We start from the raw sequence: 26,596 nt of genomic DNA, 5'->3' as shown, positions 1-26,596 counted from the left end.
CATCGGCCCCAAATATTGATCCGTCATGGCGAGCCCCGCAGGGGCGTGGCCATCCAGGGCCGCTCGCACCCGGCCTGCTGGATGGCCACGTCGGCTTCGCCTCCTCGCCATGACGGGAAGGGGTTGTGCCGCCGGCTCGACATCCTGTCAGCGTTGGCCGGCGAGATCCTGCCGGATGATCTCGACCAGTCCGTCGAACACGCCCTCGGTGCCGCCGATGCGCTGGCGGCGGGCGCCGTCGCCGCCGGCGAGGAAGGCCGCCTGCTCGGTGAACCGCATCCGGGTCGTGGTACCGGCGGGGAGCAGTTCGACAGTCGCCAGCGAGGCCGAGACGCGCTGGCCGCCGAAGCTCATCTCATAGGCGTAGAGGATTCGCTGCCCGGCCACGATGTCGAGGTAATGGGCCCGGAAGGTCATCTCCTGCCCGTCGGGCATCCGCCAATGCTTGGCCTCGACGCCGCCGACCCGGAAGTCGAACAGGTCCTCGAGCACCGCCCAGTCGGGGTGGCAGTCGGTCCAGCGCCGCTTGAGTTCCGGCTCCGCCCAGAAGCGGAAGGCGTGGGCCGGGCTGCCGGGCAGCTCGCGCTCGACGACGAAGGTGTGGTGGTCGACGGTGGTCACGGTGTCTCCTCCGGGATCTCGCGCATCGCCGCCTCCAGCCGGTCGAAGGCGGCGTGCAGGGCGGCCTCCCGATCGCGAACCCAGTCGGCGATCACGGTCAGGGCGGCGGGCTGCAGGCTGTAGGTGCGGGCGCGGCCGGCCTTGCGCGACACGACGATGCCGCTGTCCTCCAGGATCCGCAGGTGCTTGACCGCCGAGGGCAGCCGCATCCCCGCCGGATCGGCCAGCTGCTTGACCGTCGCCGGGCCGCGGCTCAGGCGTTCGGCCATGCCCCGGCGGTTCGGGTCGGACAGGGCGACGAAGATGCGATCGACGGCTTGCGGCTCCACGGCTCGGACCTCTGGCTAATCGTGCAGGAACCGGTCCGGCATGGCCTCGCGATAGGGGAACATCGTGAAGAAGGGTCGCGCCTCGCGCAGCGTGCGCCGCATCGACGGCCGCGCCAGCAACCGCTCGAAATAAGCGGCGAGGTTGGCGTGCCCAGGGCCGAAGGGGTACACGATCGAGGCGTAGAACAGGGCCGGGCACGCGGCGCAATCGGCGATGGTGAAGCGGTCGCCGGCGGCCCAGTCCTTCCCCGCCAGCTGCGCGTCGATCATGGCGTAGGCGGTGTCGAGCGTCCCTCGCGCCTCGGCGACGCCGTAAGGATCCTGGCTGCCCTTGGGGCGGATCCGGTCGACGACGATCTTCTGCATCGGCGTGGCGACGTAGAGATCGAAGGCGCGGTCCCAGAGCCGGGCGTCGAGCGCCTGCTCCTCGTCATCCGGCAGCATCGGCACGGGCCCGGGATAGTGCCGCTGGACGTATTCGATGATGATGCTGGTCTCGGCGACGACACGATCGCGCGCGGTGTCATGGAGGACCGGGATCTTCCCGACCGGCCATCTCGCCATCAGCGCTGCCGCCTCGCCCGGATCCTGCAGGTCGACCGTCACCGGCTCGAACGCGACCTCGTTCTCGTAGAAGGCGATCAGGACCTTGTGGCAGAACGACGCCAGCGGGTGGAGGTACAGGGTCAGGGCCATCGTTCCGCTCCCATAGTTTCCTCAGAAGGAAACTATCTGAAGCCGATAATGGGAGCAACAACAGTTTCCGTAACTGGAAACCGTCTACCGACCAACTCTCATCGGACTCTCGACCCTCGTCATGGCGAGCCCCGAAGGGGCGTGGCCATCCAGCGCCGCTCGCACTGGCCCTGGATGGCCACGGCGCTGCGCGCCTCGCCATGACGGGTTAATATTCAGAGACGCCGGTACTTGGCCCTATCCCTTCACCGCCCCGGCCGACAGTCCCTCGACCAGGAAGCGCTGGAGATAGACGAAGCCGAGCGCGATCGGCACCACGGCGAGGACCGAGGCGGCCATCAGCCCGCCCCAGTCGGTCAGATGCGAGCCCTTGAACAGCATGATGCCGGGGGTCAGCGTCCGCCGCGCGTCGCTGTTGATCAGCACATAGCCGAACATGAACTCGTTCCAGGCGGTGACGAAGGCGAAGACCGCGGTGGCGAAGATGCCGGGCGCCGAGACCGGCAGCAGCACCCGCAGGATGAAACCGGTGCGGGAGCAGCCGTCGATCTCCGACGCGTCCTCCAGCTCGCGCGGCACGGCGTCGAAGAAGCCCTTCAGCATGAAGGTGCAGAGCGGGATGGTGAAGGTGCAGTAGACGATGATCAGCGCCGCATAGGTCGACAGCAGGCCGAGGCGCTGCATCAGGATATAGAGCGGCACCAGCAGCAGCACGCCSGGRATCATCTGCGACAGCAGCAGCGCGCCGCCGACCAGGCGCGACAGCGACAGATAGGCCCAGCGGCTGAGGGCATAGCTGCAGAACACCGAGACGGTGATGGTCAGGATTGTCGATCCGGTGGCGACGATCAGGCTGTTGCGGAAATAGGTCAGGAACTCGCTGTCCAGCAGCACCCGGGTGAAGTTCGACAGGGTCGGGCTGGCGATCCAGAAGCTGGGGTCGGCGCTGAGCACCTCCGCCACCGGCTTGAAGGCCGTGTCGATCATCCACAGGAAGGGGAACAGGCTGTAGGCCGCGAACAGCATCAGCGTGCCGTAGGTCAGCACGCCGCGCAGCGACCGCTGGGAGGCGCCGACGACCATGGCTCAGCCCTCCCGCCGGCGCCGGGCGACGCCGTAGTGATAGACGAAGAACAGGCTGGCCAGGAACGCCATCGACATCGAGGCCACGGCGCAGGCGGCGCCGACGTCGAAATCCTGCATGGCGTAGCGATAGATCATGATCGGCAGCGTCTCCGACGCGTTCAGCGGGCCGCCCTGGGTCATCACCCAGATGAAGTCGAAATTGATCGCGGTCCAGACGATGTGGATGAAGATCAGGGTCAGCGACACGGTGCGCAGATGCGGCAGGGTGATCACCCGGAAGCGGCGCCAGGCCCCTGCCCCGTCCACCGCCGCGGCCTCGTGCAGCTCACGCGGGATCGCCTGCAGCGCGGCCAGCAGGCTGAGGGTGTAGAACGGATAGCTGCGCCAGATGTTGACGAAGGTGACGGTCAAGAGCGCCGTGTCCATCTGGCCGAGCCAGGGATAGGGCGCGTCGAGCAGCCCGAGCTTCACCATCCAGATGTTCAGGATCCCGTAATCCGGCGTCAGCATCCAGGTCCAGTTCAGCCCGGCGACGGCGATCGGGATCACCCAGGGGATGATGATCAGGCCGCGGAAGATGGCCCGGGCCCTGACCGGCTGGGCCAGCGCCACGGCGGAGGCGAGGCCGAGCGCGTATTCGCCCACGACCGACAGCCCGGTCCAGATCGCGGTGTTCCAGAGCGCCGGCAGGAAGTCGCCGTCCTCCCACACCGTCCGGTAGTTGTCCCAGCCGGCGAAGCCGGTGACGGACGGGTTGACCAGGTTGACGTAGCGCAGGCTGTCCCACAGCACCCGCAGCAGCGGATAGGCGACCAGCACCAGGACCAGGATCCCGGCCGGCGCCAGGAACACCAGCGCGGTGCGCCGGATCCGGGCGGCGCGGGTCGGCGGACGGCGGGCGGCCCGGATCGGGAGGATCGGCGCCTGGGCTTCGGCGGCGGCCTTCATGTTTCCGATACCCTCCCCAGGCCTTGATGCGGATGCAAAGTCGCTTTTGTCCTTGCTGTCATTGCCCGGCTTAACCGGGCAATCCAGGGGCCACCAAGAACCGCTCTGGAAAGCCCCTGGATCCTCGGGTCAAGCCCGAGGATGACAGGCAGAAGGGTCCGCGACTGCCCTATGACGAGCTCAGCTCGCCGGACTGGCGCAGGGCGCGGTTGACCTGCTTGGCGAGCCAGGCGGCGACCTCGGCCGGGTCCTCCTTCTTCAAGAGCACGCGGCCGATCGATTCCTCCATCGCCCGGGTGATCTGGCCCAGCGCCACCGGCGGAAAGACCACGCCGGTCGAGGCCAGCGAGGAGAAACCCTCGCCCCAGACGCCGGGGCTGACCACGTCCTGGCGGATCGAGGTCGTCGGCCGCCCCGCCGCCTGATAGTCGCGGCCGGTCATGAAGGCGGCGAAGGCCCACACCTCCTTCGGGTGCTGGGTCGCCTTGTAGAGGAAGAAGGGGTTGATCTCGAAGAAGGTCGCCGGCTTCAGCTTGTACGGCGGCGGCGCCACCTTCACATCGGCCATGGCCTCGGGATTCTGTTGGGCGCGCGACTGCATCCAGGCGCCGTCGACCGCCATGGCGTATTTGCCGAGGGCGAAGTTGCTGTCCTCCTCCTCCCAGCCCCAGCCGGCGGCTTCGGGCGGCAAGGCGCCCTCGTCCAGCAGGCGGCGGTAGAAGGCGAAGACCTCGGTGGCCCGCGCCAGCTCCGCCGGGTCGTCGGCCCAGCTGTTCTTGTAGCCGCCATCCGGCTGGCGCCGGGCGATGGCGACGTCGTTCTGGGCCAGGTACATGATCAGCTCCTGCGGCGCCCGCACCCCGGTGCCGGCGATGCCGAAGCCGTACTGGCCGGTGGCCGCCTTGACCTTCGCGGCCGCCGCGATCAGCTCGTCCCAGGTCTTCGGCGGCGCCGCGACCCCGGCCTTCTTCAGCGTCTCCTCGTGGTAGAGCAGCGCCCGGATGCCGAGGTAATGCGGCATCGCCATCAGCTTGCCGTCAATGGTCAGCGCCTCGAGCACGTTCGGATAGATCGCCTCGCGCCCCGGCCAGTCGGCGGCGTAGGGGGTGAGGTCGAGCAGCGCGCCCATGCGGTAGAGCTCGCCGAACCATTCCGGCAGGCCCCAGCTGAGGTCGGGCGCGTCGCCGCCGGCCACCGCCGTCACCAGCTTGTCGTGCAGGGCGCTGAAGGCGATGTTCTGGGTCTCGATTTTAATGTCCGGATGCGCCTGCTCGAAGGCGGCGATCTGCGCCTGCATCGCCTTGGCGTCGGGCTGGGCCGGGTCCCAGGCCACCCAGAAGCGCAGGGTCACCGGCTCGGCCATGGCGGGCAGCGTCAGCAGCAGCCCCGCCAGCACCAGTGCGATCTTGGTCAATCTCATGGTCGCCTCCCCTCGATGATGGTCTCCGCCGGGCGTTGGCCGCCCGGCTATTCCGCGGCGTCGGCCTTGGTACGGGCCCGGGCCTCGCGCAGTTCGTCCACGCTGCGCACCGACAGGCGGGCGGCGCCGCCCCAGTCGCGCGTCGCCACGCCGCCGCGGGCCAGGCGCTGCTTCGCGCCATCGACGGCATCGGCGTATTGCGGCAGCCATTCGGCCTGGGCCACCAGCAGCTCGTCGACCATCTGCCAGACCTCGTCCGGGTTGCAGACGGCGCCGACCAGCGGGTCGTGCAGCACAGCCAGACGCAGCAGGTCGAGGTCGCCGGTCACCGCCGCCTGTACCGCCATGCGCTGGACATTGACCGAGGCGCTGCAGGTGGCGGCGCAGCCCAGCGGCAGCTTCAGCCCCGCCGCCATGTTCAGGCCGAAGCGGTCGACGAAGCCCGGCGTCTCGACGATGCAGTCCTGCGGCAGGTTCGTGATCAGCCCCTCATTGCGCCGGTTGAAATGGCCGCGATAGAYCCGGCCGGTCTCCAGCGCCTCGATGATGTAGCTGCCATGCTCGTCGGAGCGGCGGTAGTCGGACAGCGGCGCCCCGGCTTCGGACAGCCAGCGCGGGAAGTCGGTCTCGAACCAGTTCCGCTGCTCGGTGCAGTGGCGCAGATAGCCGCCGGTCTCGCCGTTGATCCAGTTCGACAGGTCGATCCAGCGGTTGATCTCGTCCGGCCGCTTCCGGTACCAGGGCAGGTATTCGCTGAGATGGCCGTTGCTCTCGGTCGAATAGCAGCCGAAACGGCGCAGCACGTCGATCCGAACCTTCTCCTCCTGGCCGTAGCGCGGGTGGCGCTCGAACGCCTCCAGCAGCTCCGCCGCCTCGATCTTCCGGCCACGGAAGCGGATGTCGGTGTACCAGGTCTGGTGGTTGATGCCGGCGCAGATGTAATCGACCTCGTGCGGATCCTCGGCGCCCAGCACCTCGGCGATCTGGTGCCAGCCATGCTGCACGCCGTGGCACAGGCCGATGGTGTTGGCGACGCCGCCATGCTCGATCGCGGCCCAGGTGTTCATCGCCATCGGGTTGGCGTAGTTCAAGAACCACGCCCCCTCCTCCGCCTCCGCCCGGATGTCGCGGCAGAAATCGAGGATCTGCGGGATGTTGCGCTGGCCGTACAGGATGCCGCCAGCGCAGATGGTGTCGCCGACGCATTGGTCGACGCCGTATTTCAGCGGGATCTCGATGTCGCTGGCGAAGGCGCTTAAGCCCCCGATGCGGACGCAGCTGATGATGTAGCGCGCCCCTGCCAGCGCCCGGCGCCGCTCCACGGAGGTGGTGACCCGCGCCGGCAGCCGGTTGGCCTCGATGTCGCGACGCAGGATCTGCGCCACCATGTCGAGGTTGTCGGCATTGATGTCGTGCAGCGCGAATTCGGTGTCCTGCAGCTCCGGCACCTTCAGCATGTCGCGCACCAGCTTCCGGGTGAAGCCGACGCTGCCCGCGCCGATCACGGCAACCTTCATCGCATCCTCCCGGAGCCCATCGGCTCCTCGGCAAGCCATTTCGTGCTATGGTCTATGGGGCCGCGAAAAGCGGCGAAAGAGGAATTTCGTGCGATCATGGGACATTCCATGCTGCCGACGCTGCGCGACCGCGCCCCGGGCGGGGTCTCGGTGGTGTTCCCGAAGGATCGCTACCGGCTGCACGCCATGGTCACCAGTGCCGGCTACGACCGCTGCACCGACCCCGGCTATGACTGGCACGGGCTGAGGCGCGGCGACGCGCCCTTCGTGCTGCTGCAGCACACCATCGACGGCCGCGGCCATCTGCGGGTCGAGCGCAAGCGCTGGGAGCTGCGGCCGGGCCAGACCATGCTGCTGCGCTTCCCGCAGGACAACCGCTACTGGCTGGGCCGCAACCCGGAATGGGAGTTCTTCTGGCTGTGCCTGAATGGCCGCGAGGTGCTGCGGGTGTGGCGCGAGGTGATCGCCGCGCATGGCCCGGTGGTGACGCTGCCGGAGGCCGCGGTCGAGCGGCTGGCGGGCCTCTGCCTGGCGGCGCTGCAGGGAGAGGCCGCCAGCCCGGCCCGTGCCTCCGCCCTCGCCTACTCCGCGGCGATGGGGCTGGCCGAGGAGTTGCTGCCCTGGGGCGAGGCGCCGGCGGATTCGCCCCGGCCGGCGGCGGTGGAGCGGGCCGTGTCGCTATGCGCCGGCCAGCCGGCGGAGCGGATCGACGTCGCCCGCATGGCGAAGGCGGCCGGCTACAGCCGCTATCATTTCAGCCGGGTCTTCGCCGCGCATGAGGGCACGACGCCGGCCCGCTACCTGCTGCGCCTGCGCATGGAGGAGGCGGCGCGGCTGCTGCATGTCGACGAGGCGCCGGTCAAGGTGATCGCCCAGCGCTGCGGCTTCGACGATGCCAACTACTTCGCCAAGGTGTTCCGCCGCTTCTACGGCATCGGGCCTCGGGATTTCCGACGCAGCGGCATGTATGGCGGGGCGATGCGGGCCGGTCGGGCCGACGCATGACCGACACTGGCGTCACGGCACGGCCGCCCCCTCACCCTCCCGGCCCAAGCGGGCCGGGCCCCTCCCTCTCCCCAAGGAGAGGGAATAGAGCGCTGCCCCAATACCTCTCCTTGGGGAGAGGTCGAMATCGCGCAGCGATTTCGGGTGAGGGGGTGGTTCCGGCCCGGCCACCCGCCGCAGCTTGGAGGCTCATACCTCGACCCGGATCGTTGCCGACAGCAGCGCCTCGCGCTCGGCCCTGGTGCCGACCAGGATCTCGATCTCGCCCGCCTCCAGCACCGGCTTCAGGTCGAGGCCGGGGAACTGCAGCGCCTCGGCCGGCAGCGGCAGGCGCAGCACCTGCTTCTGGCCCGGCGCCAGCGCCGCCTTTGCCATGCCCTTCAGCTCCAGGAGCGGCCGGGCCACGCTGGCGACGGGATCGCGGGTGAACAGGAACACCGTCTCCTCGCCCGGCACCGATCCGGTGTTGGTCACCGCCACCTCGACGGTCAGCGTCTCACCCGAGTGCAGCACCGGGGCCGAGACGCGGAGGTCACCCAGGTCGAAGCGGCTGTAGGACAGGCCGTGGCCGAAGGGGAATTGCGGCGTCGACGGCAGGTCGATGTATTTGCTGGTGTAGTGCTGCTCCGGGTCGGTCGGGCGGCCGGTGTTGCGCTCGCCGAAATAGATCGGCACCTGGCCGACATCGCGCGGCCAGGTCAGCGGCAGCCGGCCGGACAGGTTGACCGCGCCGGTCAGCACATCGGCCACGGCATGGCCGGCCTCGTGCCCGAGGAACCAGGTGGCGACGACCGCCGCCGCGCGCTCGAACAGCCAGGGCAGCATCAGCGGCCGGCCGGAGGTCAGCAGCGCCACCACCGGCACGCCGAGGTCGAGCACCGCCTCGGCCAGGTTGCGCTGGCGGCCCGGCAGCTCGGGCCGGGCCCGGCTCGCCGCCTCGCCGCTCATGATCGCGGCCTCGCCCAGGCACAGCAGCACGATCTCGGCGCCGCGCGCAGCTTCGACTGCCGAGGCGATGCCGGCGTCGCCGCCGGTCTCGATCTCGGTGCCGGGGACATAGGCGATCTCGGCCTGCGGCAGCGCGGCCTTGAGGCCCTCGAGGATGGTCACCGCCTCCTCCCACCGGCCGGCGCCGGCCCAGGAGYCGAGCATCTCCGACCGCGCCTCGGCCAGCGGACCGATCACGGCGATGCGCCTGGCGGACGGCGCCAGCGGCAGCGCGCCCTTGTTGGTCAGCAGCACGATCGACTTCGCCGCCGCCTCGCGCGCCAGGCGCCGCCGCTCCGCCGCGTGGAAGGCGTCGGGCACGGCGACGACGCGGCGRTACGGGTCGTCGAACAGGCCGAGCCGTTCCTTCAGCCGCAGGACGCGGCGGACCGCATCGTCGATCTCGTCCTGGGTGACCAGGCCGCGCTGCAGCGCCGTCGGCAAGCCGGCGGCATAGGCGCCGCTCATCATGTCCATGTCGATTCCGGCCTTCAGCGCCAGCGCCGCGGCCTCGACCGCGTCGGCGGCCACGCCATGGCTCAGCAGCTCCATGATCGCGTTGTAGTCGCTGATCACCGCGCCGTCGAAGCCGAGCTCGCCCAGCAGCGTGCCACGCAGCAGGCGGACATTGGCGGTCATCGGCACGCCGGCGACGTCGTTGAAGGCCGGCATCACCGTGGCGGCCCCGGCGGCGACGGCGGCGGCGAAGGGCGGCAGGTAGACCTCGCGGATCGCCCGGTCCGACACGTCGGCCGAGTTGTAGTCGCGGCCCGCCAGTGCGGCGCCATAGGCCAGGTAGTGCTTGGCGCAGGCCGCCACCGCGTCGGGCGCCGCGAGGTCGGCGGTCTGGTAGCCGCGGACCTTGGCCTCGGCGATGCGGCTGGCGAGCCAGGGGTCTTCGCCCGGACCTTCGGAGATGCGGCCCCAGCGCGGGTCGCGGGCGATGTCGAGCATCGGCGAGAACACCAGGTCGAGCCCGTCCTCCGCCGCCTCCATCGCCGCCTCCCGTGCCGTGTGCTCCCATAGCTCGGGCGAGAACAGCGCCGCCTCGGCCAGCGGGATCGGGAAGATGGTGCGGTGGCCGTGGATCACGTCGAAGGCGAAGAACAGCGGGATCTTCAACCGCGACTCCTCCACTGCCAGGCGTTGGGTTTCGCGCACCCGCTCAGGCCCCCAATGGTTGAACAGGCTGCCGATGCGGCCGGCGCGGATGCCCTCGGTGACGTCGCCGGGCAGCACCGGCCCGGTCACTGCCAGCGTCGAGGACATCATGGTGAGCTGGCCGATCTTCTCGTCGAGCGTCATCGCCGCGAGCAGGGTCTCGATCCGATCCAAGGGCCTACTCCACCGTTGTCGCCTCCTCGGAGGCACGCCCGGGATGAAGGCAAAAAAAACGGGCGCCGGAAAGGGGAATCCGGCGCCCAGTCGAGGGGAGGAATGAAGAAGCCCGAGGGGATCAGGCCTTCGGCAACTTCAGCGCGACGAAGCGCTGGTCGCCCTGGTGATTGATCAGCAGCATCACGGCGTTGCGGTCCGCTTCCTTGGCCGCCTTGACCTGCTTGGCAACTTCCGACGGGGTCTTCACCGCCTCGCTGCCGACCCGGACGATGACGTCGCCGGGGCCGACGCCGGTCTCGCGCGCCGGGCCATCGTCACGGATGCCGGTGACCAGCACGCCCTCGATCTCATCCGGCACGCTGAATTCGCGGCGCACCTTCGGCGTCAGGGCCGAGAGCGACAGGCCGAGCTGGTCGTCGACCGCCGGGCCGTTCTCGTCGGCGCTGGCGACCTTCTCCTGCGAGGCCGGCAGCTTGGCGATCTCGACCGAGACGGTCTCGGTCTTGCCGTTGCGCAGCACCTCGACCGGCACGGTCTTGCCGGCGGCGGTGTCGGCAACCAGACGCGGGAGATCCGACAGCTGGTTCACCGGCTTGCCGTCATAGGTGGTGATCACGTCGCCCTGATGCAGGCCGGCCTTCAGCGCCGGGCTGTCGTCCTGGACATCGGCGACGAGGGCACCCTTGGCCTTGTCCAGGCCGAGCGCCTCGGCCATCTCCGGCGTCACCGACTGGATCTGCACGCCGAGCCAGCCGCGCTGGACGCTGCCATGGTCGCGGATCTGCGCGATCACCGACTTGGCCAGGTTCGACGGGATGGCGAAGCCGATGCCGACCGAGCCGCCCGACGGCGAGTAGATCGCGCTGTTGATGCCGATCACCTTGCCGCTGGTGTCGAAGCTGGGGCCGCCCGAATTGCCGCGGTTGATCGGCGCGTCGATCTGCAGGAAGTCGTCGAACGGGCCGGAATGCAGGTCGCGGCCACGGGCCGAGACGATGCCGGCGGTCACGCTGCCGCCGAGGCCGAACGGGTTGCCGACGGCCACGACCCAGTCGCCGACCTGGGCGGCGTCGCTGTCGCCCCATTCGACCGCGGTCAGCTTCTTGTCGGTCTCGATCTTGAGCAAAGCGAGGTCCGTCTTCTCGTCGGTGCCGATCACCTTGGCCGGGATCTCGGTGCCGTCATTGAGGGTGACGGTGATGTTGTCGGCGTCTTTCACCACATGGTTGTTGGTCACGATGTAGCCGGCCGGATCGATGATGAAGCCGGAGCCGGCGCCATGGATGATCTGGTTGCCGTCGTCGCCACCGCCGCCGCCACGCGGCCCGCGGCGGCCCGGCTGCTGCTCGTCGAAGAAGCGCTTGAAGAAGTCGTCGAAGGGCGAGCCGGGCGGGAACTGCCGCTGCATCTGGCCGCCCTCATCCTGGTCGGCCATCTGCTGCGACGCCGACGGATGCTCGGTGGTAGAGACATTGACCACGGCCGGCGTCACCTGGCGCACCAGGCCCGCGAAGGAACCCGGGGCGGACGGGACGATCGAGGTCGGCGCCTCAGTCTGGTTCTGGGCCACGGCCGAACGGTCGAAGGTCAGGACGGCCCCGACCGGCACGCCGATCAACGCGGTGCCGAGCAGCAACGCCGCCGTCATCCGGCGGAGGCCGGTCCGCGGGCCGCGATCGTCGGAACCGAGGGGGGTCTTCATCTGCATCATCTCCACCACTGTCCAAAGCGCCGACGCGATTGGCCGGCGTGTGGTGATGAAGATGGGGTACCGGCCTTTAACCTGCTGTTTCGACGCCATTAATTCGGATTAATATTGGTCGGCGGCCAGCCCCCGACAATTGTCGCGATCCTTTCCCCAACCTTAACGAAAGTTATGTTGCCGGCTCCTGACCCGAGGCGCAAAACCAGGACGTGACTTCGGCCCAGGCTGGCGGCGCGCATCCGCTTCCGCCGGCATCCGACCAACTATCGTCGGCCCGATCGTTGCGACGTTCAGGCCGGTGACACTGAAACCCAGTGATTGTTCCTTGGCGTCGGCCTGCCCATATCTTGGGTATCGGCGGATATGGCCGGGAACCGATCCCGATGTTCACCCGTCACGGTGAGCGGGAGAGTGATGTGATGATGACAGCTTTTCTGGTCCTCTGGGCCGTCATCGGCCCTTCCGTCGGCCTCGCCGTCGGCGCCTGGTGGTGCAGCCGCGAGCGAGAAGAGCCGACATACCCCGACTCCCGCCATGCGATACCGTCCGCCGGACGATCGCTGGCCCTCAGATGATGGTCAGGAGCGACTGGAACTCGGCCGGGTCGATCTCCGGCTGCGGGTCGCCCCAATAGGCCGGCACCTCGTCGGTGATCTGGCTGAGGACATGCACCCGGACATCGGCGCAGCCATCGATCCGCTGCTGCACCGACGCGTCCACCGGCCAGACCGTGGCGACCAGCATCAGCACGTAGGAGAGGTCGTCGGTGGCGTCGGAGAGCGGCAGCAGCAGGGTCCGCTTGCGGACGCTGTCGAGGCCGTCGGACAGCGCGAATTCGGCATAGATCGGCCGCTCGGACAGCTGGACCGACATCAGCCCGCGCCGGATCGCGTCGTGGCGCTCGCCGCTGCACAGTTCCTCCAGCGGCCGTCCGGGCAGATTCCGGTCCGACGGCAGCCCCGCACCCTGGGCGTCCAAAGCGAAGCGGAACGTTCCCTCGCACGGCATCCAGGCCCACAGCAGGATCGGCGGAGGCAACCGGCTGAGGCTGGCGAAGATCATGTCGTCGCAACCCGGGAGACGCCCTCGCGCCGCGAGCCGCGCCCATATTCGATAGACCGTTCGAAGCTGCCGGTCTGAAATCGCCTGGTCGAACCCCACGCTAACCGTCCCCCCACAGGAAGCTCGCCGCACACGCGAACAAACTCTGCTCTCACATCCAAAACTATGCATCCCCCAATTGGAGGATGACATCGAAAGTTTTCAGCTTCGCGACATGATTCGTCGCGACCTGTTGCCGGAATGTCGAGCAGGCGTGACGCCGGCCTCGCGCCGGAGTATCCCACGCTTCAACTGCGGATTTTGACGAGTCGACGCGATCATGTGCCGCTGGCTGAGCTATTCGGGTGCCCCGATCTTCCTCGAGACGCTGCTGTTCGAGCCCGAATTCTCGCTGATCGCGCAGAGCCTGCGCGCCCGCAAGGCGGCGGTAGCGACCAATGGCGATGGCTTCGGCGTCGGCTGGTACGGCGAGCGGCCGGTACCCGGACTGTACCGCGACATCCTGCCGGCCTGGGCCGACCCGAACCTGAAGAGCTTGGCGCACCAGATCCGGGCCAGCACGTTCTTTGCCCATGTCCGGGCCTCGACCGGCACAGCGACCAGCCGGGCCAACTGCCACCCTTTCAGCCAGGGGCGCTGGCTGTTCATGCACAACGGCCAGATCGGCGGCTACGACCGGATCCGGCGGCGGCTCGACGCGCTGATCCCGGACGAGCTGTATGCCCGGCGCGGCGGCACCACTGACAGCGAGCTGATCTTCCTGGCGCTGTTCGGCTTCGGGCTGGAGACCGATCCGGCCGGGGCGCTGCGCCGCACCGCCGCGGCGATCGGCGAGGCCATGGCGGATGCGGCGATCGACGAGCCGTTCCGCATGACCGCGGCGCTGAGCGACGGCTGCAGCGTCTGGACCGTGCGCTACGCCACGGACGAGACGCCGCCCTCGCTGTTCTACTGCGCCGATGACGGCCAGCGGCTGATCGTGTCGGAGCCGCTGGACGGCGATTTCGGCCACTGGCACCAGGTGCCGCCCGGCCACCTGCTGGTGACCGACTGCGCCGGCCGGCTGGACCTGGAAGCGTTCCGCCCCTGATCCGCCGGCCGGCATCGGGTCAGGCCCGCAGCCGCTCGTTGTTGGGATCGAAGGGCGATTCCTCGATCACCATGGCGCGGTGCGGCTTGCCGAGGATGCTGACGTCAAGCTCGGTGCCGATCTCGCCGAGATCCGGCCGGACCATGGCGAGCGCCAGCGACTTGCCGACGCGCCAGCCATAGCCGCCCGAGGTGCAGCGGCCGACCAGCTCCCCGCCCTTGGTGATCGGCTCGTTGCCGCGGGCATCGGCATCGGTGACGTCGAGCACCTCCAGCGTCACGAAGCGGTTCTTGAAGCCGCGCTCGCGCCAGGCCACCAGCGCGTCGCGGCCGATAAACTCGCCCTTGTTCGGATGGACGAACCGGTCTAACCCCGATTCCAGCGCCGAATACTCGATCGACAGCTCGCGCGGGATCAGACGGTAGGACTTCTCCAGCCGCAGCGAGTCCATGGTGCGGATGCCGAAGGGCTTGAGGTCGAATTCGCGGCCGGCATCCATCAGCAGATCGAAGATGGTGTTCTGCATCTCGATCGGGTGATGCAGCTCCCATCCCAGCTCGCCGACGAAGTTGACGCGCAGGGCCTGGGCCTGTGCGATGCCGACATTGATCGGCTTGCCCGACAGCCAGGGGAAGGCGGCGGTCGACAGGTCGGTGTCGGTCAGCTTCTGCAGCAGGGCGCGGGAGCTCGGGCCGGCCAGGACGAAGACGCCGGCCTGGGTGGTGATGCGCTGCAGCTCGACCGAGCCGTCGCGCGGCCGCAGCTTCTGCAGCGTGTCGAAGTCGTGCCGCTCATAGGCGCCGGCGCCGACCAGGTAGTAGCGGTTCGGCGCCTCGCAGTAGATCGTGAACTCCGACCGCACGCCGCCGTTCTTCGACAGCAGATGGGCCAGGGTCATGCGGCCCGGCTTCTTCGGCACCCGGTTGGCGACGATGCCGTCCAGCCAGGCGGCCGCGCCCGGCCCGCTGACCGTGTATTTGGCGAAGGCCGACATATCGAGCAGGCCGACCTTCTCATGCACATGCCGGGCCTCGCGGCCGACGAATTCGAAGTAGTTGGAGCGGCGGAAGCTCCACTTCTCGCGGATCTTCTCGCCCGGCTTCACCGGGGCATGGTTCTCGTTGACCAGCGTGTCGGGCTTGTTTAGCTCCGCCTCGCTCAGGCTGTAGCCCTCGGGCGCGAACCAGTTCGGCCGCTCCCAGCCATAGACGGTGCCGAACACGGCGCCGAGCGCCTTCATCCGGTCGTAGCACGGCGCCCGCTTCAGCGGCCGCGCCTCCGCCCGCTCCTCGTCCGGGTAATGGACGGTGAAGACGTTGCGGTAGGCCTCCTCGTTCTTGGCCTTGAGGTAGCCGCGCGAGGCGTAGGGGCCGAAGCGGCGCGGGTCGACGCCCATCATGTCGATCGAGGGCTCGCCCTCGACGATCCATTCGGCCAGCTGCCAGCCGGCACCGCCGGCGGCGGTGACGCCGAAGCTGTGGCCTTCGTTCAGCCAGAAGTTCTTCAGGCCCCAGGCAGGGCCGATGATCGGGCTGCCGTCCGGGGTGTAGGCGATGGCGCCGTTATAGACCTTCTTGACCCCGACCTCGCCGAAGGCCGGCACGCGGGCGATCGCGGTCTCGATATGCGGCGCGATCCGCTCCAGGTCTTCCTGGAACAGCTCGTATTCCGACTGCTCGTCCGGGCCGTCGAGATAGCAGACGGGCGCGCCCGGCTCATAGGGGCCGAGGATGAAGCCGCCGGCCTCCTCGCGCAGGTACCAGGAGCTGTCGGCCTCGCGCAGCACGCCCATCTCCGGCAGGCCCTGGCGCTGCCGCTCCTGCACCAGCGGGTGCGGCTCGGTGACGATGTACTGGTGCTCGACCGGGATCACCGGGATGTCGAGCCCGACCATGGCGCCGGTGCGGCGGGCGAAGTTGCCCGAGGCCGAGACCACATGCTCGCAGGTGATGTCGCCCTTGTCGGTCTTCACCAGCCATTCGCCGGACGGCGTCTGCTCGATCCCGGTCACCGTGGTGAAGCGATGGATCTCCGCCCCCATCGCTCGGGCGCCCTTGGCGAAGGCCTGGGTCAGGTCGGCCGGCTGGATGTAGCCGTCATCCGGGTGCTGGATCGCGCCGATGATGCCGTCGGTCTCGCACAGCGGCCAGATCTCCTTGATCTGGGCCGGGGTCAGGATGTTGACCTTGATCCCGATCGTGTCGGCCACGCCCTTGTAGTACATGAACTCGTCCCAGCGGTCCTTGGTCCGCGCGAGACGGATGTTGGAAACCTGGCGGAAGCCGACATGCTGTCCGGTCTCGGCCTCGAGCGAATTGTACAGCTTGACCGAGTATTTGTGGATCTGCCCGACCGAGTAGCTCATGTTGAACAGCGGCAAGAGGCCGGCGGCATGCCAGGTCGAGCCCGAGGTCAACTCCTTGCGCTCGATCAGAACGACGTCCGACCAGCCCTTCTTCGCCAGGTGGTAGAGCGTGCCCACGCCCACCACGCCGCCGCCGATCACCACCACGCGCGCTGTTGACTTCATCGCTCGAACCGCTCCCTGCAGGCTCATACGGCCATCCTGAGACAAGTGTCCGGGCGGGGCCGGTTCGGGGCTAATCCAGCCGCGACCTGTGATGTCGCAGGCCCGCCAAAGGCCAAATCACGTCAAAGATTGGCGATGTCGCAACCGGACTGGCCGGCCGCGCCGGGATCGGCATGCTGGCGGCAGGACCATGCGAGGCCGACCATGACGCTGCCGCCGAACCCGAAGATCGTCTTCCTCGACCGCGAGACCCTGGCACCGGCGATCCGGCTGCGCCCGCCCGCCTTTCCGCATCGCTGGGAGGAGCACCAGCGGACCGCGTCGGAGCAGGTGCCGGAGCGGCTGCACGGGGCCAGCGTCGCCGTGATCAACAAGGTGCCGCTGCGCGAGCCGGTGCTGGAGCAGTTGCCGGAGCTTCGCCTGATCGCGGTCGCCGCCACCGGCACCGACTGCGTCGACACCGCCTGGTGCGACCGCAATGGCGTCGCGGTCTGCAACATCCGCGGCTATGCCGTGCACACGGTGCCGGAGCATGTCTTCACCCTGATCCTGGCGCTGCGCCGCTCGCTGCTGCCCTATCGCCGGTCGGTCGAGGCCGGGCGCTGGCAGGAGGCGAAGCAGTTCTGCTTCTTCGACCACCCGGTGCTGGACCTGCACGGCGCCCGGCTGGGGCTGATCGGCGGCGGGTCGCTGGGCAATGCCGTGGCCACGATCGGCCGGGCCTTCGGCATGGATGTGGTCTTCGCCGGCCGCAAGGGCGAGGCCGCCCCGGCCGAGGGCCGCGTGCCGTTCGACGAGGTGATCGCGACCAGCGACGTAATCTCGCTGCACTGCCCGCTGCGGCCGGAGACGCGGGGCCTGATCGGCGCCGCGGAGTTCGCCCGGATGAAGCCGGAGGCGCTGCTGATCAACACGGCGCGAGGCGGGCTGGTCGACGAGGACGCGCTGACCGAGGCGCTGCGCACGGGGCGCATCGGCGGCGCCGGCTTCGACGTGGCGATGCCCGAGCCGCCGCCGGCCGACGCGCCGCTGATGCGGCTGCTGGACCTGCCGAACTTCATCCTGACGCCGCATGTCGCCTGGGCCGCGCGCGGCGCCATGCAGACCCTGGCCGACCAGCTGATCGACCTGATCGACGCCTTCCGGCAGGGCAAGCCGTTCAACCTGGTGGCTGGTAAGCCTGCCTGATTTTGCGTAGCCAACGCTCATTCCTCGCCGTCATTGCGAGGAGGCGAAGCCGACGAAGCAATCCAGGGGCCGGTGCGTGCGGCCCCTGGATTGCTTCGCTGCGCTCGCAATGACGGTGTTGGGAATTCGAAAGAGGTCAGACAAGCGGGAGAGGCACGCAAAAGCCTGCTGCCCTTTGTCACCCCACCTTGGACCTCCGGCGGACTTGGCGGCGGCCCTGACGCGAGTCACACTGGTCCCGAACGGTTCGCCCGCACTGGCACCTCCCTGCCCTCCTCGCCGCGGCCGCTCCCACAGAACGCAGAACGGCCTGATCGGAAGGACGGACGCATGACGACGGATTCCAGCATTGCGCATCGCCGGCTCGGAGGCCTGTCGGTCTCCGCCATCGGGCTGGGGCTGATGCCGCTCTCGGGCGTCTACGGCGCCGCCGACGACGCGGCCTCCGAGGAGCTGATCCGCCGCGCCATCGATCTCGGCGTCGACCATCTCGACAGTGCCGACATGTATGGCTGGGGCCACAATGAGGAACTGCTGGGCCGCGCCATCAAGGGCCGACGCGACCGCGTCGTGCTGGTGACCAAATTCGGCCAGATCCGGCGCGAGGGTGCTCCGAACGGCGTCGACGGCCGGCCCGACTATGTGGCCCAGGCCTGCGAGGCCAGCCTGCGGCGCCTCGGCGTCGACACCATCGATCTGTACTACCAGCACCGGGTCGACCCGGCGGTGCCGATCGAGGAGACGGTCGGCGCCATGGCCCGGCTGGTCGAGCAAGGCAAGGTCCGCCATCTCGGCCTGTCCGAGGCCGGGGCGGAGACCATCCGCCGGGCCCATGCCGTGCATCCGATTGCGGCAGTGCAGACCGAATACTCGCTGCTGTACCGGGCCGAAGCGGAGGCCACGCGACAGGTCACCAAGTCGCTCGGCATCGGCTTCGTCGGCTACTCCCCGCTCGGCCGCGGCTTCCTGGCCGGCGCGATCCAGGACATCTCCCAGATCGACGGCCGCCGGGCGGCGCATCCGCGCTTCCAGCCCGAGAACTTCGCCCACAATCGCGGGCTGGTCGACCGGTTCGAGGCGCTGGCGGCGGAGAAGGGCTGCAAGCCGTCGCAGCTCGCCCTCGCCTGGGTACTGGCCCAGGGCGACGACGTGGTGGCGATCCCGGGCACCCGGTCGATCGCGCGGCTGGAGGAGAATCTCGGCGCCCTGCAGGTGACGCTGACACCGGACGACCTGGCCCGGCTGGACGCCGCCATCCCATCCGGCGCCGCCGCCGGAACGCGCTATGCGGCCGCCGGGATGCAATCGGTGCAGATCTGAGGTTCACACCGGGGTCCAAACTCTAGATCCGTCATGGCGAGCCCCGAAGGGGCGTGGCCATCCAGTGGCACCGCCCTCAGGATGGCCACGTCGGCTTCGCCTCCTCGCCATGACGAGGAAAAGGACTGGGCGTCAATCTCGAGATCAGTCCTCCTCCTCCCGCGCGTCGAACGCCTCGCGCGCGGCGTCCAGCGCCGGGAAGTTGCGTTCGGCCCAGCGGTCCAGGGCGGCGAGGGTTTCGCTCAGGGATTCGCCGAGCGGGTTGAGGCGGTATTCGACGCAGGGCCGGGCGGTGTGGAAGTCCTGGCGCAGGACGAGGCCGTTGCGCTCCAGGTCGCGCAGGGTCTGGGCCAGCATCTTCTGCGAGATACCGCCGATCCGGCACAGCAGGGCGGCATTCCGGGTTGGGCCGCCGGCCAGGGCGGAGAGGATCAGCACCGACCATTTCGACGCGACCAGCTCCAGCGCGTGGCGGGCCGAGCAGGTCTCGTCGAATACATCCGGCGCGCAAGCAAGGGCGGGTTCGGGCCGGGGCGCCATGGTTACCTCGAGGTGCGTAATTGCGGGCCGCGGGCCCATTCCCGATACATGGACTCCTATCGTGGATTGCAAGCCTCGTGAGGAGACAAATGAAGGCCCTCATCCTCAGCTCCAGTCCCCGGCGCGAGGGGAACTCCGCCGCCCTGGCTGGCGCTGTCGCGGCCGGGCTGGCCGAAGCCGGCCATGCCGCCGAGACGGTCCATCTGGCCGACGCCATCGGCGGCTTCCTGCGCGATTGCCGGCAATGCCGGCGGCCGGATGGCAGCTGCGCCATCGGCGACGGGTACCGGCCGCTGTTCCTCGACCGCTTCCTCGCCGCCGACGGGCTGGTCGTGGCCACGCCGATCTACTGGTACGGCATGTCGGCCCAGCTCAAGGCGTTCTTCGACCGGATGTTCTGCTACGTCGCCGCTTCCTACCCCGAATCCGAGACGGTGAAGGCGCGGATGACCGGCAAGCGGATCGGCCTCGTGCTCAGCTCCGAGGAGGCCTATCCCGCGGTCGCCGGCGCGATCGTGCATCAGATCCAGGAATACAGCCGCTACACCCGGTCGCGATTCGTCGGGATGGTGCATGGCTACGGCAATGCCCGCGGCGAGGTGCGGCGCGACCCGCTGGACCCGCTGGCCGAGGCCCGCCGGCTCGGGCGCGGCTTGTTCGACCGCTACGCCTCGGACTACCTGATCGATACCGACCGCCCCGGCCGGGTCTGGCCCGAGGCGGCAGCCTGATCCAGGAGCCGCGGGTTGTGCCCACCGCCCGGATGGGACAGGATCGCGCCGCGCCGAGGTGCAGGATTCGATCGCGGAGGAAGAGTATGACGTCTCGCCTGTTCAGATCCGGCTGGACCTTCGGGGCGGCGCTGCTCCTGCCGCTCCTGGCCGCCGGCCCGGCCCTGGCCGATTTCGGCTCTTGCGTCGCCGGCCTGGCCGAGTCCGCGGCGAAGGCCGGGGTCGACCGCGACGTCACCACCCGCGCCTTCGACGGCCTGACCCAGCCGGACGACAAGGTGCTTCGCTTCCTGCAGACTCAGCCGGAGTTCGTGACGCCGATCTGGGATTATCTCGCCTTCCTGGTCGACGACCAGCGCATCGCCGATGGCCGGGCGATGATGTCGAAATACGGCCGCGTGCTGCAGCAGGCGGAGCAGCGCTACGGCGTCGACCGCACCGTGATCGTCGCGGTCTGGGGCGTCGAGAGCGACTACGGCAAGGAGCGAGGCAGCTACTTCCTGCCGCACGCTCTGGCCACGCTGGTCTGCGCCGGCGAGCGGCGTACCGATTTCTGGCGCGGCGAGTTGATGGCCGTGCTCAAGCTGGTCAGCGCCGGCGACCTGCGGCTGGACGAGATCTACGGCTCCTGGGCCGGCGCCTTTGGCCAGACCCAGTTCATCCCCTCGACCTATCAGCGCCTGGCGGTCGATTTCGACGGCGACGGGCGGCGCGACCTGGTCAATTCGATCGCCGACGCGCTCGGCTCGACCGCCAATTACCTGAAGCGCTCCGGCTGGCAGGAAGGCCAGCCCTGGATGATCGAGGTCAAGGTCCCGGCAGGCTATAACGGCCCGACCGGGCGCAAGGACAAGGACCCGCTGTCGGCCTGGGCCCAGCGCGGCGTGGTCCGGGCCGACGGCGCGCCGCTGTCCGGCAACGCCCAGGCCGGGCTGCTGCTGCCGGCCGGGCCGCAGGGGCCGGGCTTCCTGGTGTTCCGCAATTTCGACGCGATCTATTCCTACAACGCGGCGGAATCCTACGCGCTCGCCATCTCGTATCTCGCCCAGCGGCTGTCCGGCGGGCCGGCGCTGCGCACGCCCTGGCCGACCGACGACCCAGGCCTGTCGCGGGCCCAGCGCCTGCGGCTGCAGCAGCTGCTGCTGGCCCAGGGCTACGACATCGGCGGCCAGGCCGACGGCAAGATCGGCCCGGCCACCCGGGCCGCGATCTCGGCGGCCGAGCAGCGCCTCGGCATGCCGCAGACCGGCCGGGCCGGGCTCAAGGTGTATCAGGCGCTGGGCGGGCAGTAGAGACCGTCTGATAATGCTACTGGCGCGGCCGTCTGATGGCGGCTTCTCCGCTTCCGGTGCTCACGGACCAACGTCCGCTGCGCGCCGGTTCTCGACGCCACCACCAGCCGACTCACGCCAGCGCATTCTCAAACGGTCTCTAAGAACAAGCTGGATGGGTAAATCCGAGGCCGGCATCTGAAGCCGGCCCCCGTCAGTGCGACCAATAGAGGTCGAAGCGGTCGTCGTCCTGGTCCGACTGGCACAGCGTCGCATGGATCGGCCGGGAGACGTGCGGGTCGCGGATCTGCACATTGTAGGCGACCGGCGGCTCCTCCCGTCGGCAGGCCCAGGCGCCGCCGATCTCGTTGTCGCCGGAATAGATCAGGAAGTCGGGCGCCTTTGGGCTGCCCGCGGCCTGCGGGTTCGGAACCAGCCGGATCCGGTCCTGGAACAGCAGCGTCTTGACCGGCCCCTCGATGACGTCGCGGTTGCGGTAAAGCGTGCCGATACCGATCGTGGTCATTGCTGGTTCCCAGTGACAGAGCCGCGCGCCCGGCCGGTCCGGACGACCACCCTGGCAGTGACTAGCGCCCGATGCCCGCCGCGCCGCGACGGACCCAAGACTCCATCAAGGAACTCTGCCAACGCCCCAAGGTTCCAGTTGACAAAAGACCTGACGTTTTTTAGTAAATTTTCCATCCGCCCGACACTTCCACAAACGATACACCTGCGGAATCACGACCGTGACCAAGTCATCACTTCAGTCCTGATTCCGATCCCGAAGAAAGGGGGGGCCGCCCCCCTTTTTCAGCACGGCATTTCAGCCGAAACCTGATCCTGGTGCGAACCGGGCAGCAGGACTAGGATTCGTGGCCACTCCCATCCTGGAAGATGCTGCCATGACGGCCGGTGAACAGACATCCCGCGCATTGGTGATCGAGGACCAGGACCTGATGCGCCTCGCCCTGATCGGCGAGCTGAAGGCCGCGCTGCGGGACTGCATCGTCCAGGGTGCCGCGACCTGGGAGATCGCCTCCGGCCTGCTGCGCGAGCACAGCTTCGACCTGGTGATCATCGATCCGGGCCTGCCCGGCTTCGACCCGACCTCGCCGCAGCACCGGCTGGCGGTGGTCAAGGCGGTGGTCGACGCCTCGCCCGACGCGCTGCACATCGTCGTCACTGGATCGGATTCGGTCGAGGAGGGCGAGGCGTGCCGGATGCTCGGGGCCAATGCCTATGTCGGCAAGACCGGCCTCGATCGGGACACGCTGTCCAACATCATCGACGAGATCTCGGACACCCGGTTCTCGCTGTCGCTGTCCGCGGTCAAGGCCGTGACGCCGGAATTCTACTATTCCGGCCTGACGCCGCGGGAGCAGGAGATCATCGATTTCATGCGGAGCCGGCCGAAAGGGGTCAAGCGCAAGGAGATCTACGAGAAGATGGGCGACCGCTTCGGCATCGACCCCTATACGGTGGAGAAATACTACAAGCAGGCCCGCGCCAAGCTGCTGAAGAACGGGTTGTTCCCGAAAGGCGCCTGAGGATGGCCGCCGCGCCCGATCCCCGCCTTTTCCCCGCCCAGGCCGGCTGATGCTCCATTTTCTCCGCATGGCGCTGACCACCGCCGCCATGCTGGCCATCGCCGGCGGTGCGGCCGCCGCCCCGGTCGGCTACGAGGACCCCCACATCCTGCGGGTCGAGAGCTCTCCGGGCCAAGCCATCGTCACCTACACGCCGGACCAGATCCGCAGCGCCTTCCCGCAGCGGGAGATCGACACGGGCACGCCGTGGAGCGAGGCCGGCGAGACCGTCCGCTACCGCGGCCCGGACCTCAAGGACGTCCTGGCCCGCAGCGGACTGGGCGAGACCGCCACCATCGAGGTGTTCGCCTACGACGATTTCATCACCACCATACGGATGGACGAGATCAAGGACTACGAGCCGATCCTCGCCATCGAACGGGCCTGCTCCGCGGCCGACCACAAGACGGCCCGGTGCGCCGAAGGACAGGAGTTCCGGCCGCTCGACCTGGCGGATTCCGGGCCTTATTCGATCATCTGGCCGCTCGACAAGCTGCCCAAATCCTACACGGCCGGACGCAACGCGATCTGGGTCTGGTTCGTCGTCGCCCTGCGGCCCAGCCCATGAAGGCGCTGCGGCGGTGGCTGGATTTCGTGCCCTATCTCGGGCTGGCCGTCGCCATCCTCTTGGGATCCTGGTCGTTCATGCGGTCCGAGCACTACCGCGAAGAGACCGACATCCTGCTGATGCAATCCTACGAGGTGCAGTGGCGGGGCTCGCAGATCCGGGAAAGGCTGGCCAACATCGTCGGGCTGTTGCGCCTGTCGATGGCCACGGGGGACCGCGAGCCGCAGCTGGCGCAGGAGGTCGGGCTGCTGCAGTTCAACATGGTCGCGCTGCGCAACCTGCAATATATCGACCACTTCCTCGACCCGCAGGATTTCGCCCGGATCGACCGCAGCATCCAGACCATCCGGACCCGGATCCTGCCGAATCTGAGCGCGACGGCGAACGACCGGGACACGCTGGCCCTGCTGACCGACATCCAGCAGGACATGTTCCAGGTCTCGGGCACCACGGGCGCCCACAGCCGCACCCTGAACGAGACCGCGCATATCGCCGAGAACGCCCTGCGCAACGTGGCCATCTTCGTGCTGGCGCTGTCGGCCGTCATCGTCGTCGGGGTGATCATCCACCAGCAATCGATGATGGCGCGGCGCAAGGACCAGCAGATCCGCTCCTTCTCGTCGCTGTTCGCGCACATGACCCGGTCGCGGGTCGCGGCGCTGGCGCTGTTCATCCGGGGCCTGCGCGACGGCGAGCCCCCCGACCCGGAAATGGTCGCCGCCGCCGCGCGGGCCGCGGCCGAGCTGGACAGCATCAACAACGGCCTGGTGAAGATCGGCTATTCGGCGAAGCCGGCCCGGAACGTGGCGCTGCACAGCATCCTCGACGCCCTGTCGCAGGATCACGGCGGGCGGATCCAGTTCGACGTCCCCGAAGAGGCGCGGACGGCGCTGGTGGCGTCGCCGCAGTTCCACCTGATCCTGGACGAGCTGATCCGCAACGCCGAGCACGCCGTGGCCGCGGCGGGGAAGCCGGAGTCCCGGGTGATCCTCCGCGCCCGCCTGACCCGGCGCTTCCCGTTCGGGCGCCGCCTGGCGCTCGAGGTGATCGACAACGGCCTCGGCATGTCCCGTGCGGTGCGCGCCAAGGCGGCGGAGCCGTTCTTCTCGATGCGGGCCGGCAGCCATGTCGGGCTAGGGCTGACCGGCTGCGCCGAGATGGTCAAGGCGCTGGGCGGCCGCTTCCGCATCGACTCCGCCGAAGGCCGCGGCACCTCGGTGCGGATCCTCTATCCGCTCCGCCGCGAGACCGGGACGACGGCCGAGCGCGCTTCAGCCTGAGACCCGCTGGGTCCACTCCTCCTGCAGCATGGCGAAGATCAGCTCGTCGCCCCAGGTGCCGTTGAACCGGTCGTTCTGGATCAGATGCGCCTCCTGGCGCATGCCGAGCCGCTTGAGGACGTTGACCGACCCGGTGTTCAGCGCGTCGCAGCGGGCGAAGATGCGGTGGAAGTCGAACCGGCCGAAGCCGAGGCCCAGCACCGCCCGCGCCGCCTCAGTGGCGTAGCCGCGGCCCGCCGCCTCCGGCGCGAAGGTGTAGCCCAGCTCGGCCTGCCGGGCCTCGCGGCTGACCCATTTCAGCACCACATCGCCGAGCAGGGCGCGGGTCTCGCGGGACTCGACCGCAAGCACGATCTCGTCGCCCTCGCCCTCGAACTTCATCGTGCCGAACCGCTCCAGCGCCGACCGCGACTGCTCCGGCGTGCGCGGATGGCGGTACAGGAAGCGGGCGACCTCGGGCAGGCGGTGATAGCCGTGAAAGGCCTCGAAATCCTGCGGCACGAAGCGGCGGAGGATCAGCCTCTCGGTCTCGAACGGCACGATCGGGTCCGGCATCGCGGCGTCCCTGGGTGAGTCGGCGGGATAATCCGTCGTACAACCGGAACGGCAGGTCGCTCAATGATTCCGGTGACTCAGGCGGTCAGCGCCCGGCAATCGGCCGCGGCCCAGCCGACGGTCACAGCCTCGCCTGTCGCCAGGGCCGGCCGGCCGTCGGCATTCGGCAGCTTGAGCACGAAGTCGTCGCGCCCGAGCAGCGACAGCCGGGCGCGAGTGTGGTCGCCGTGGAAGATCAGCTCCTCGATCCGGGCCGGAAAGCGGTTCGGCCCGGCCTCGGCACCGGGCGACAGACGCACCCGCTCGGGCCGGATCGACAGGGTGGCGCGGGCGCCCTGCCCGCCCGCCCCGACCGGTGTCGCCAGCACCGAGAAGCCGCCATCGACCGCGACCGTGCACTGCCCGCCGCCCAGGGTCTCGACCGTCCCGGCCAGCTTGTTGTTCTCGCCGATGAACTGGGCGACGAAGGCCGTCTCCGGCCGGTCGTAAAGGTCGTCCGGCGCCGCCAGCTGGTCGATCGCGCCCTCGTGGAACACGGCGATGCGGTCCGACATGGTCAGCGCCTCGCCCTGGTCGTGGGTGACATAGACCACGGTGACGCCGAGCGACCGGTGCAGATGCTTGATCTCGAGCTGCATGTGCTCGCGCAGCTGCTTGTCGAGCGCGCCCAGCGGCTCGTCCATCAGCACCAGGCGCGGCCCGAACACCAGCGCCCGAGCCAGGGCGACGCGCTGCTGCTGCCCGCCGGAGAGCTGGGCCGGGCGGCGGCCGCCGAAGCCGGTGAGCTTGACCATGTCGAGCGCGCGCTCGACCCGCTTTTCCGCTTCCGAACCGGTGATGCCACGCACTTTGAGCGGAAAGGCGACGTTCTCACGCACCGTCATATGCGGGAACAGGGCGTAGTTCTGGAACACCATGCCGATATCGCGGCGCCAGGGCGGCAGCGTGTCGATCGCCTTGCCCTCCAGCAGGATGCGGCCGCGGGTCGGCGTCTCGAACCCGGCCAGCATCATCAGCGTCGTGGTCTTGCCCGAGCCGGAGGGGCCGAGCAGGGTCAAGAACTCGCCCTGCCGGATGGCGAGGTTGAGCCCTCGCACCACCAGCGTCTCGCCGTCATAGGTCTTGGCCACGTCGACGAATTCGACGAAGGCCCCTGCTTCCCTGTCCGCCATGCCGTCCCTGTCCGTTTTGTTCTGCTTTTCAGCGCCACTATCCCATGACTG

24 protein-coding genes are annotated in these 26,596 nt (G+C 68.9%); 9 read left to right on the top strand and 15 right to left on the bottom strand.

The genetic code is table 11. The features are described 5' to 3' along the window. Positions 1–147: 147 nt before the first annotated feature. The 7 genes from AB4Z01_RS07490 to AB4Z01_RS07460 form a co-directional block, all read right to left on the bottom strand. Positions 148–621 (bottom strand): SRPBCC family protein, encoded by a 474-nt coding sequence (locus AB4Z01_RS07490; RefSeq protein ID WP_441692111.1) that lies wholly within the window; start codon positions 619–621, stop codon positions 148–150. Then, positions 618–950, bottom strand: coding sequence for an ArsR/SmtB family transcription factor (locus AB4Z01_RS07485; RefSeq protein ID WP_441692109.1), 333 nt, complete (start codon positions 948–950; stop codon positions 618–620). The genes AB4Z01_RS07490 and AB4Z01_RS07485 overlap by 4 nt, the downstream gene beginning before the upstream one ends. A gap of 15 nt (positions 951–965) precedes the next feature. Further along, the gene (locus tag AB4Z01_RS07480) at positions 966–1,646 is read right to left on the bottom strand and encodes a glutathione S-transferase family protein (protein ID WP_441692108.1); all 681 of its coding nucleotides are present in this window, start codon (positions 1,644–1,646) and stop codon (positions 966–968) included. Positions 1,647–1,883: 237 nt separating this feature from the next. Beyond that, positions 1,884–2,729: a carbohydrate ABC transporter permease gene (locus tag AB4Z01_RS07475; RefSeq protein ID WP_441692106.1), complete on the bottom strand. Its 846-nt coding sequence runs from the start codon at positions 2,727–2,729 to the stop codon at positions 1,884–1,886. Positions 2,730–2,732: 3 nt separating this feature from the next. Next, the gene (locus tag AB4Z01_RS07470; protein WP_441692105.1) at positions 2,733–3,680 is read right to left on the bottom strand and encodes a carbohydrate ABC transporter permease; all 948 of its coding nucleotides are present in this window, start codon (positions 3,678–3,680) and stop codon (positions 2,733–2,735) included. 169 nt (positions 3,681–3,849) lie between these two features. Next, positions 3,850–5,100, bottom strand: coding sequence for an ABC transporter substrate-binding protein (locus tag AB4Z01_RS07465; RefSeq protein WP_441692103.1), 1,251 nt, complete (start codon positions 5,098–5,100; stop codon positions 3,850–3,852). Positions 5,101–5,147: 47 nt separating this feature from the next. Further along, on the bottom strand, positions 5,148–6,617 hold the full coding sequence (locus AB4Z01_RS07460; RefSeq protein WP_441692102.1) for an alpha-glucosidase/alpha-galactosidase: 1,470 nt from the start codon (positions 6,615–6,617) through the stop codon (positions 5,148–5,150). 96 nt (positions 6,618–6,713) lie between these two features. Here AB4Z01_RS07460 and AB4Z01_RS07455 point away from each other — a divergent pair, with 96 nt between their 5' ends. Further along, on the top strand, positions 6,714–7,622 hold the full coding sequence (locus AB4Z01_RS07455) for an AraC family transcriptional regulator (RefSeq protein ID WP_441692100.1): 909 nt from the start codon (positions 6,714–6,716) through the stop codon (positions 7,620–7,622). A 189-nt stretch (positions 7,623–7,811) separates the two neighbouring features. Here AB4Z01_RS07455 and AB4Z01_RS07450 read toward each other — a convergent pair whose 3' ends face one another. The 3 genes from AB4Z01_RS07450 to AB4Z01_RS07440 form a co-directional block, all read right to left on the bottom strand. Then, the gene (locus tag AB4Z01_RS07450; protein ID WP_441692099.1) at positions 7,812–9,944 is read right to left on the bottom strand and encodes a glycoside hydrolase family 3 N-terminal domain-containing protein; all 2,133 of its coding nucleotides are present in this window, start codon (positions 9,942–9,944) and stop codon (positions 7,812–7,814) included. A 121-nt stretch (positions 9,945–10,065) separates the two neighbouring features. After that, complete coding sequence (locus tag AB4Z01_RS07445) at positions 10,066–11,649, bottom strand: DegQ family serine endoprotease (RefSeq protein WP_441692097.1); 1,584 nt, start codon at positions 11,647–11,649, stop codon at positions 10,066–10,068. 570 nt (positions 11,650–12,219) lie between these two features. After that, entirely contained in the window at positions 12,220–12,714 is a 495-nt protein-coding gene (locus tag AB4Z01_RS07440) for a hypothetical protein (RefSeq protein ID WP_441692095.1), read from the bottom strand. Between the two features lie 319 nt (positions 12,715–13,033). Between AB4Z01_RS07440 and AB4Z01_RS07435 the strand changes: the two genes are divergently transcribed. Continuing rightward, the gene (locus AB4Z01_RS07435) at positions 13,034–13,804 is read left to right on the top strand and encodes a class II glutamine amidotransferase (RefSeq protein ID WP_441692093.1); all 771 of its coding nucleotides are present in this window, start codon (positions 13,034–13,036) and stop codon (positions 13,802–13,804) included. A gap of 19 nt (positions 13,805–13,823) precedes the next feature. On the opposite strand, the gene AB4Z01_RS07430 is transcribed toward AB4Z01_RS07435, so the two are convergent. Beyond that, positions 13,824–16,334 carry a GcvT family protein gene (locus AB4Z01_RS07430; RefSeq protein WP_441692091.1) on the bottom strand — a complete coding sequence of 837 codons (2,511 nt, stop codon included), beginning with the start codon at positions 16,332–16,334 and terminating at the stop codon, positions 13,824–13,826. A gap of 204 nt (positions 16,335–16,538) precedes the next feature. Here AB4Z01_RS07430 and AB4Z01_RS07425 point away from each other — a divergent pair, with 204 nt between their 5' ends. Continuing rightward, a complete protein-coding gene (locus tag AB4Z01_RS07425) occupies positions 16,539–17,522 on the top strand; it encodes a D-2-hydroxyacid dehydrogenase (RefSeq protein WP_441692089.1) in 984 nt (327 codons plus the stop codon). A 330-nt stretch (positions 17,523–17,852) separates the two neighbouring features. Next, a complete protein-coding gene (locus tag AB4Z01_RS07420) occupies positions 17,853–18,842 on the top strand; it encodes an aldo/keto reductase (protein WP_441692087.1) in 990 nt (329 codons plus the stop codon). 144 nt (positions 18,843–18,986) lie between these two features. On the opposite strand, the gene AB4Z01_RS07415 is transcribed toward AB4Z01_RS07420, so the two are convergent. Beyond that, positions 18,987–19,382, bottom strand: coding sequence for a winged helix-turn-helix transcriptional regulator (locus tag AB4Z01_RS07415; protein ID WP_441692086.1), 396 nt, complete (start codon positions 19,380–19,382; stop codon positions 18,987–18,989). Positions 19,383–19,471: 89 nt separating this feature from the next. Here AB4Z01_RS07415 and AB4Z01_RS07410 point away from each other — a divergent pair, with 89 nt between their 5' ends. Together AB4Z01_RS07410 and AB4Z01_RS07405 are read left to right on the top strand one after the other, a co-directional pair. Then, the gene (locus tag AB4Z01_RS07410; protein ID WP_441692085.1) at positions 19,472–20,113 is read left to right on the top strand and encodes a flavodoxin family protein; all 642 of its coding nucleotides are present in this window, start codon (positions 19,472–19,474) and stop codon (positions 20,111–20,113) included. An 86-nt stretch (positions 20,114–20,199) separates the two neighbouring features. Next, entirely contained in the window at positions 20,200–21,405 is a 1,206-nt protein-coding gene (locus AB4Z01_RS07405) for a lytic murein transglycosylase (RefSeq protein ID WP_441692084.1), read from the top strand. A 193-nt stretch (positions 21,406–21,598) separates the two neighbouring features. Here AB4Z01_RS07405 and AB4Z01_RS07400 read toward each other — a convergent pair whose 3' ends face one another. After that, positions 21,599–21,910, bottom strand: a complete 312-nt coding sequence (locus AB4Z01_RS07400) for a DUF736 domain-containing protein (RefSeq protein ID WP_441692082.1) — start codon at positions 21,908–21,910, stop codon at positions 21,599–21,601. A gap of 376 nt (positions 21,911–22,286) precedes the next feature. On the opposite strand from AB4Z01_RS07400, the gene AB4Z01_RS07395 reads away from it, so the two are divergent. Genes AB4Z01_RS07395 through AB4Z01_RS07385 form a run of 3 tightly spaced genes read left to right on the top strand, consistent with a single transcriptional unit; the run spans position 22,287 to position 24,818 of the window. Next, positions 22,287–22,931: a response regulator transcription factor gene (locus tag AB4Z01_RS07395; RefSeq protein WP_441692080.1), complete on the top strand. Its 645-nt coding sequence runs from the start codon at positions 22,287–22,289 to the stop codon at positions 22,929–22,931. 49 nt (positions 22,932–22,980) lie between these two features. After that, complete coding sequence (locus AB4Z01_RS07390; RefSeq protein WP_441692079.1) at positions 22,981–23,538, top strand: hypothetical protein; 558 nt, start codon at positions 22,981–22,983, stop codon at positions 23,536–23,538. Continuing rightward, positions 23,535–24,818, top strand: coding sequence for a sensor histidine kinase (locus AB4Z01_RS07385; protein WP_441692077.1), 1,284 nt, complete (start codon positions 23,535–23,537; stop codon positions 24,816–24,818). The genes AB4Z01_RS07390 and AB4Z01_RS07385 overlap by 4 nt, the downstream gene beginning before the upstream one ends. Here the strand turns inward: AB4Z01_RS07385 and AB4Z01_RS07380 are convergent. Beyond that, the gene (locus AB4Z01_RS07380; protein WP_441692075.1) at positions 24,810–25,373 is read right to left on the bottom strand and encodes a GNAT family N-acetyltransferase; all 564 of its coding nucleotides are present in this window, start codon (positions 25,371–25,373) and stop codon (positions 24,810–24,812) included. The two genes, AB4Z01_RS07385 and AB4Z01_RS07380, sit on opposite strands and share 9 nt — an antisense overlap. A 77-nt stretch (positions 25,374–25,450) precedes the next feature. Then, positions 25,451–26,545 (bottom strand): ABC transporter ATP-binding protein, encoded by a 1,095-nt coding sequence (locus tag AB4Z01_RS07375; RefSeq protein ID WP_441692073.1) that lies wholly within the window; start codon positions 26,543–26,545, stop codon positions 25,451–25,453. Positions 26,546–26,596 lie beyond the last annotated feature (51 nt).

It is taken from the genome of Inquilinus sp. YAF38, assembly GCF_052113205.1.
GTDB lineage: Bacteria > Pseudomonadota > Alphaproteobacteria > DSM-16000 > Inquilinaceae > Inquilinus.
The sequence above is the reverse complement of the archived record's forward strand: the minus strand, read 5'-3'. Positions and strand labels throughout refer to the sequence as shown.

What these genes read in the sequence shown, in the direction of transcription:
- AB4Z01_RS07430 (WP_441692091.1), bottom strand. Translation starts at nt 16,334, where the DNA reads ATGAAGTCAACAGCGCGCGTGGTGGTGATCGGCGGCGGCGTGGTGGGC.
- AB4Z01_RS07410 (WP_441692085.1), top strand. Translation starts at nt 19,472, where the DNA reads ATGAAGGCCCTCATCCTCAGCTCCAGTCCCCGGCGCGAGGGGAACTCC.
- AB4Z01_RS07415 (WP_441692086.1), bottom strand. Translation starts at nt 19,382, where the DNA reads ATGGCGCCCCGGCCCGAACCCGCCCTTGCTTGCGCGCCGGATGTATTC.
- AB4Z01_RS07380 (WP_441692075.1), bottom strand. Translation starts at nt 25,373, where the DNA reads ATGCCGGACCCGATCGTGCCGTTCGAGACCGAGAGGCTGATCCTCCGC.
- AB4Z01_RS07390 (WP_441692079.1), top strand. Translation starts at nt 22,981, where the DNA reads ATGCTCCATTTTCTCCGCATGGCGCTGACCACCGCCGCCATGCTGGCC.
- AB4Z01_RS07400 (WP_441692082.1), bottom strand. Translation starts at nt 21,910, where the DNA reads ATGACCACGATCGGTATCGGCACGCTTTACCGCAACCGCGACGTCATC.
- AB4Z01_RS07465 (WP_441692103.1), bottom strand. Translation starts at nt 5,100, where the DNA reads ATGAGATTGACCAAGATCGCACTGGTGCTGGCGGGGCTGCTGCTGACG.
- AB4Z01_RS07445 (WP_441692097.1), bottom strand. Translation starts at nt 11,649, where the DNA reads ATGAAGACCCCCCTCGGTTCCGACGATCGCGGCCCGCGGACCGGCCTC.
- AB4Z01_RS07420 (WP_441692087.1), top strand. Translation starts at nt 17,853, where the DNA reads ATGACGACGGATTCCAGCATTGCGCATCGCCGGCTCGGAGGCCTGTCG.
- AB4Z01_RS07435 (WP_441692093.1), top strand. Translation starts at nt 13,034, where the DNA reads ATGTGCCGCTGGCTGAGCTATTCGGGTGCCCCGATCTTCCTCGAGACG.
- AB4Z01_RS07480 (WP_441692108.1), bottom strand. Translation starts at nt 1,646, where the DNA reads ATGGCCCTGACCCTGTACCTCCACCCGCTGGCGTCGTTCTGCCACAAG.
- AB4Z01_RS07440 (WP_441692095.1), bottom strand. Translation starts at nt 12,714, where the DNA reads ATGATCTTCGCCAGCCTCAGCCGGTTGCCTCCGCCGATCCTGCTGTGG.
- AB4Z01_RS07405 (WP_441692084.1), top strand. Translation starts at nt 20,200, where the DNA reads ATGACGTCTCGCCTGTTCAGATCCGGCTGGACCTTCGGGGCGGCGCTG.
- AB4Z01_RS07375 (WP_441692073.1), bottom strand. Translation starts at nt 26,545, where the DNA reads ATGGCGGACAGGGAAGCAGGGGCCTTCGTCGAATTCGTCGACGTGGCC.
- AB4Z01_RS07425 (WP_441692089.1), top strand. Translation starts at nt 16,539, where the DNA reads ATGACGCTGCCGCCGAACCCGAAGATCGTCTTCCTCGACCGCGAGACC.
- AB4Z01_RS07470 (WP_441692105.1), bottom strand. Translation starts at nt 3,680, where the DNA reads ATGAAGGCCGCCGCCGAAGCCCAGGCGCCGATCCTCCCGATCCGGGCC.
- AB4Z01_RS07455 (WP_441692100.1), top strand. Translation starts at nt 6,714, where the DNA reads ATGGGACATTCCATGCTGCCGACGCTGCGCGACCGCGCCCCGGGCGGG.
- AB4Z01_RS07395 (WP_441692080.1), top strand. Translation starts at nt 22,287, where the DNA reads ATGACGGCCGGTGAACAGACATCCCGCGCATTGGTGATCGAGGACCAG.
- AB4Z01_RS07385 (WP_441692077.1), top strand. Translation starts at nt 23,535, where the DNA reads ATGAAGGCGCTGCGGCGGTGGCTGGATTTCGTGCCCTATCTCGGGCTG.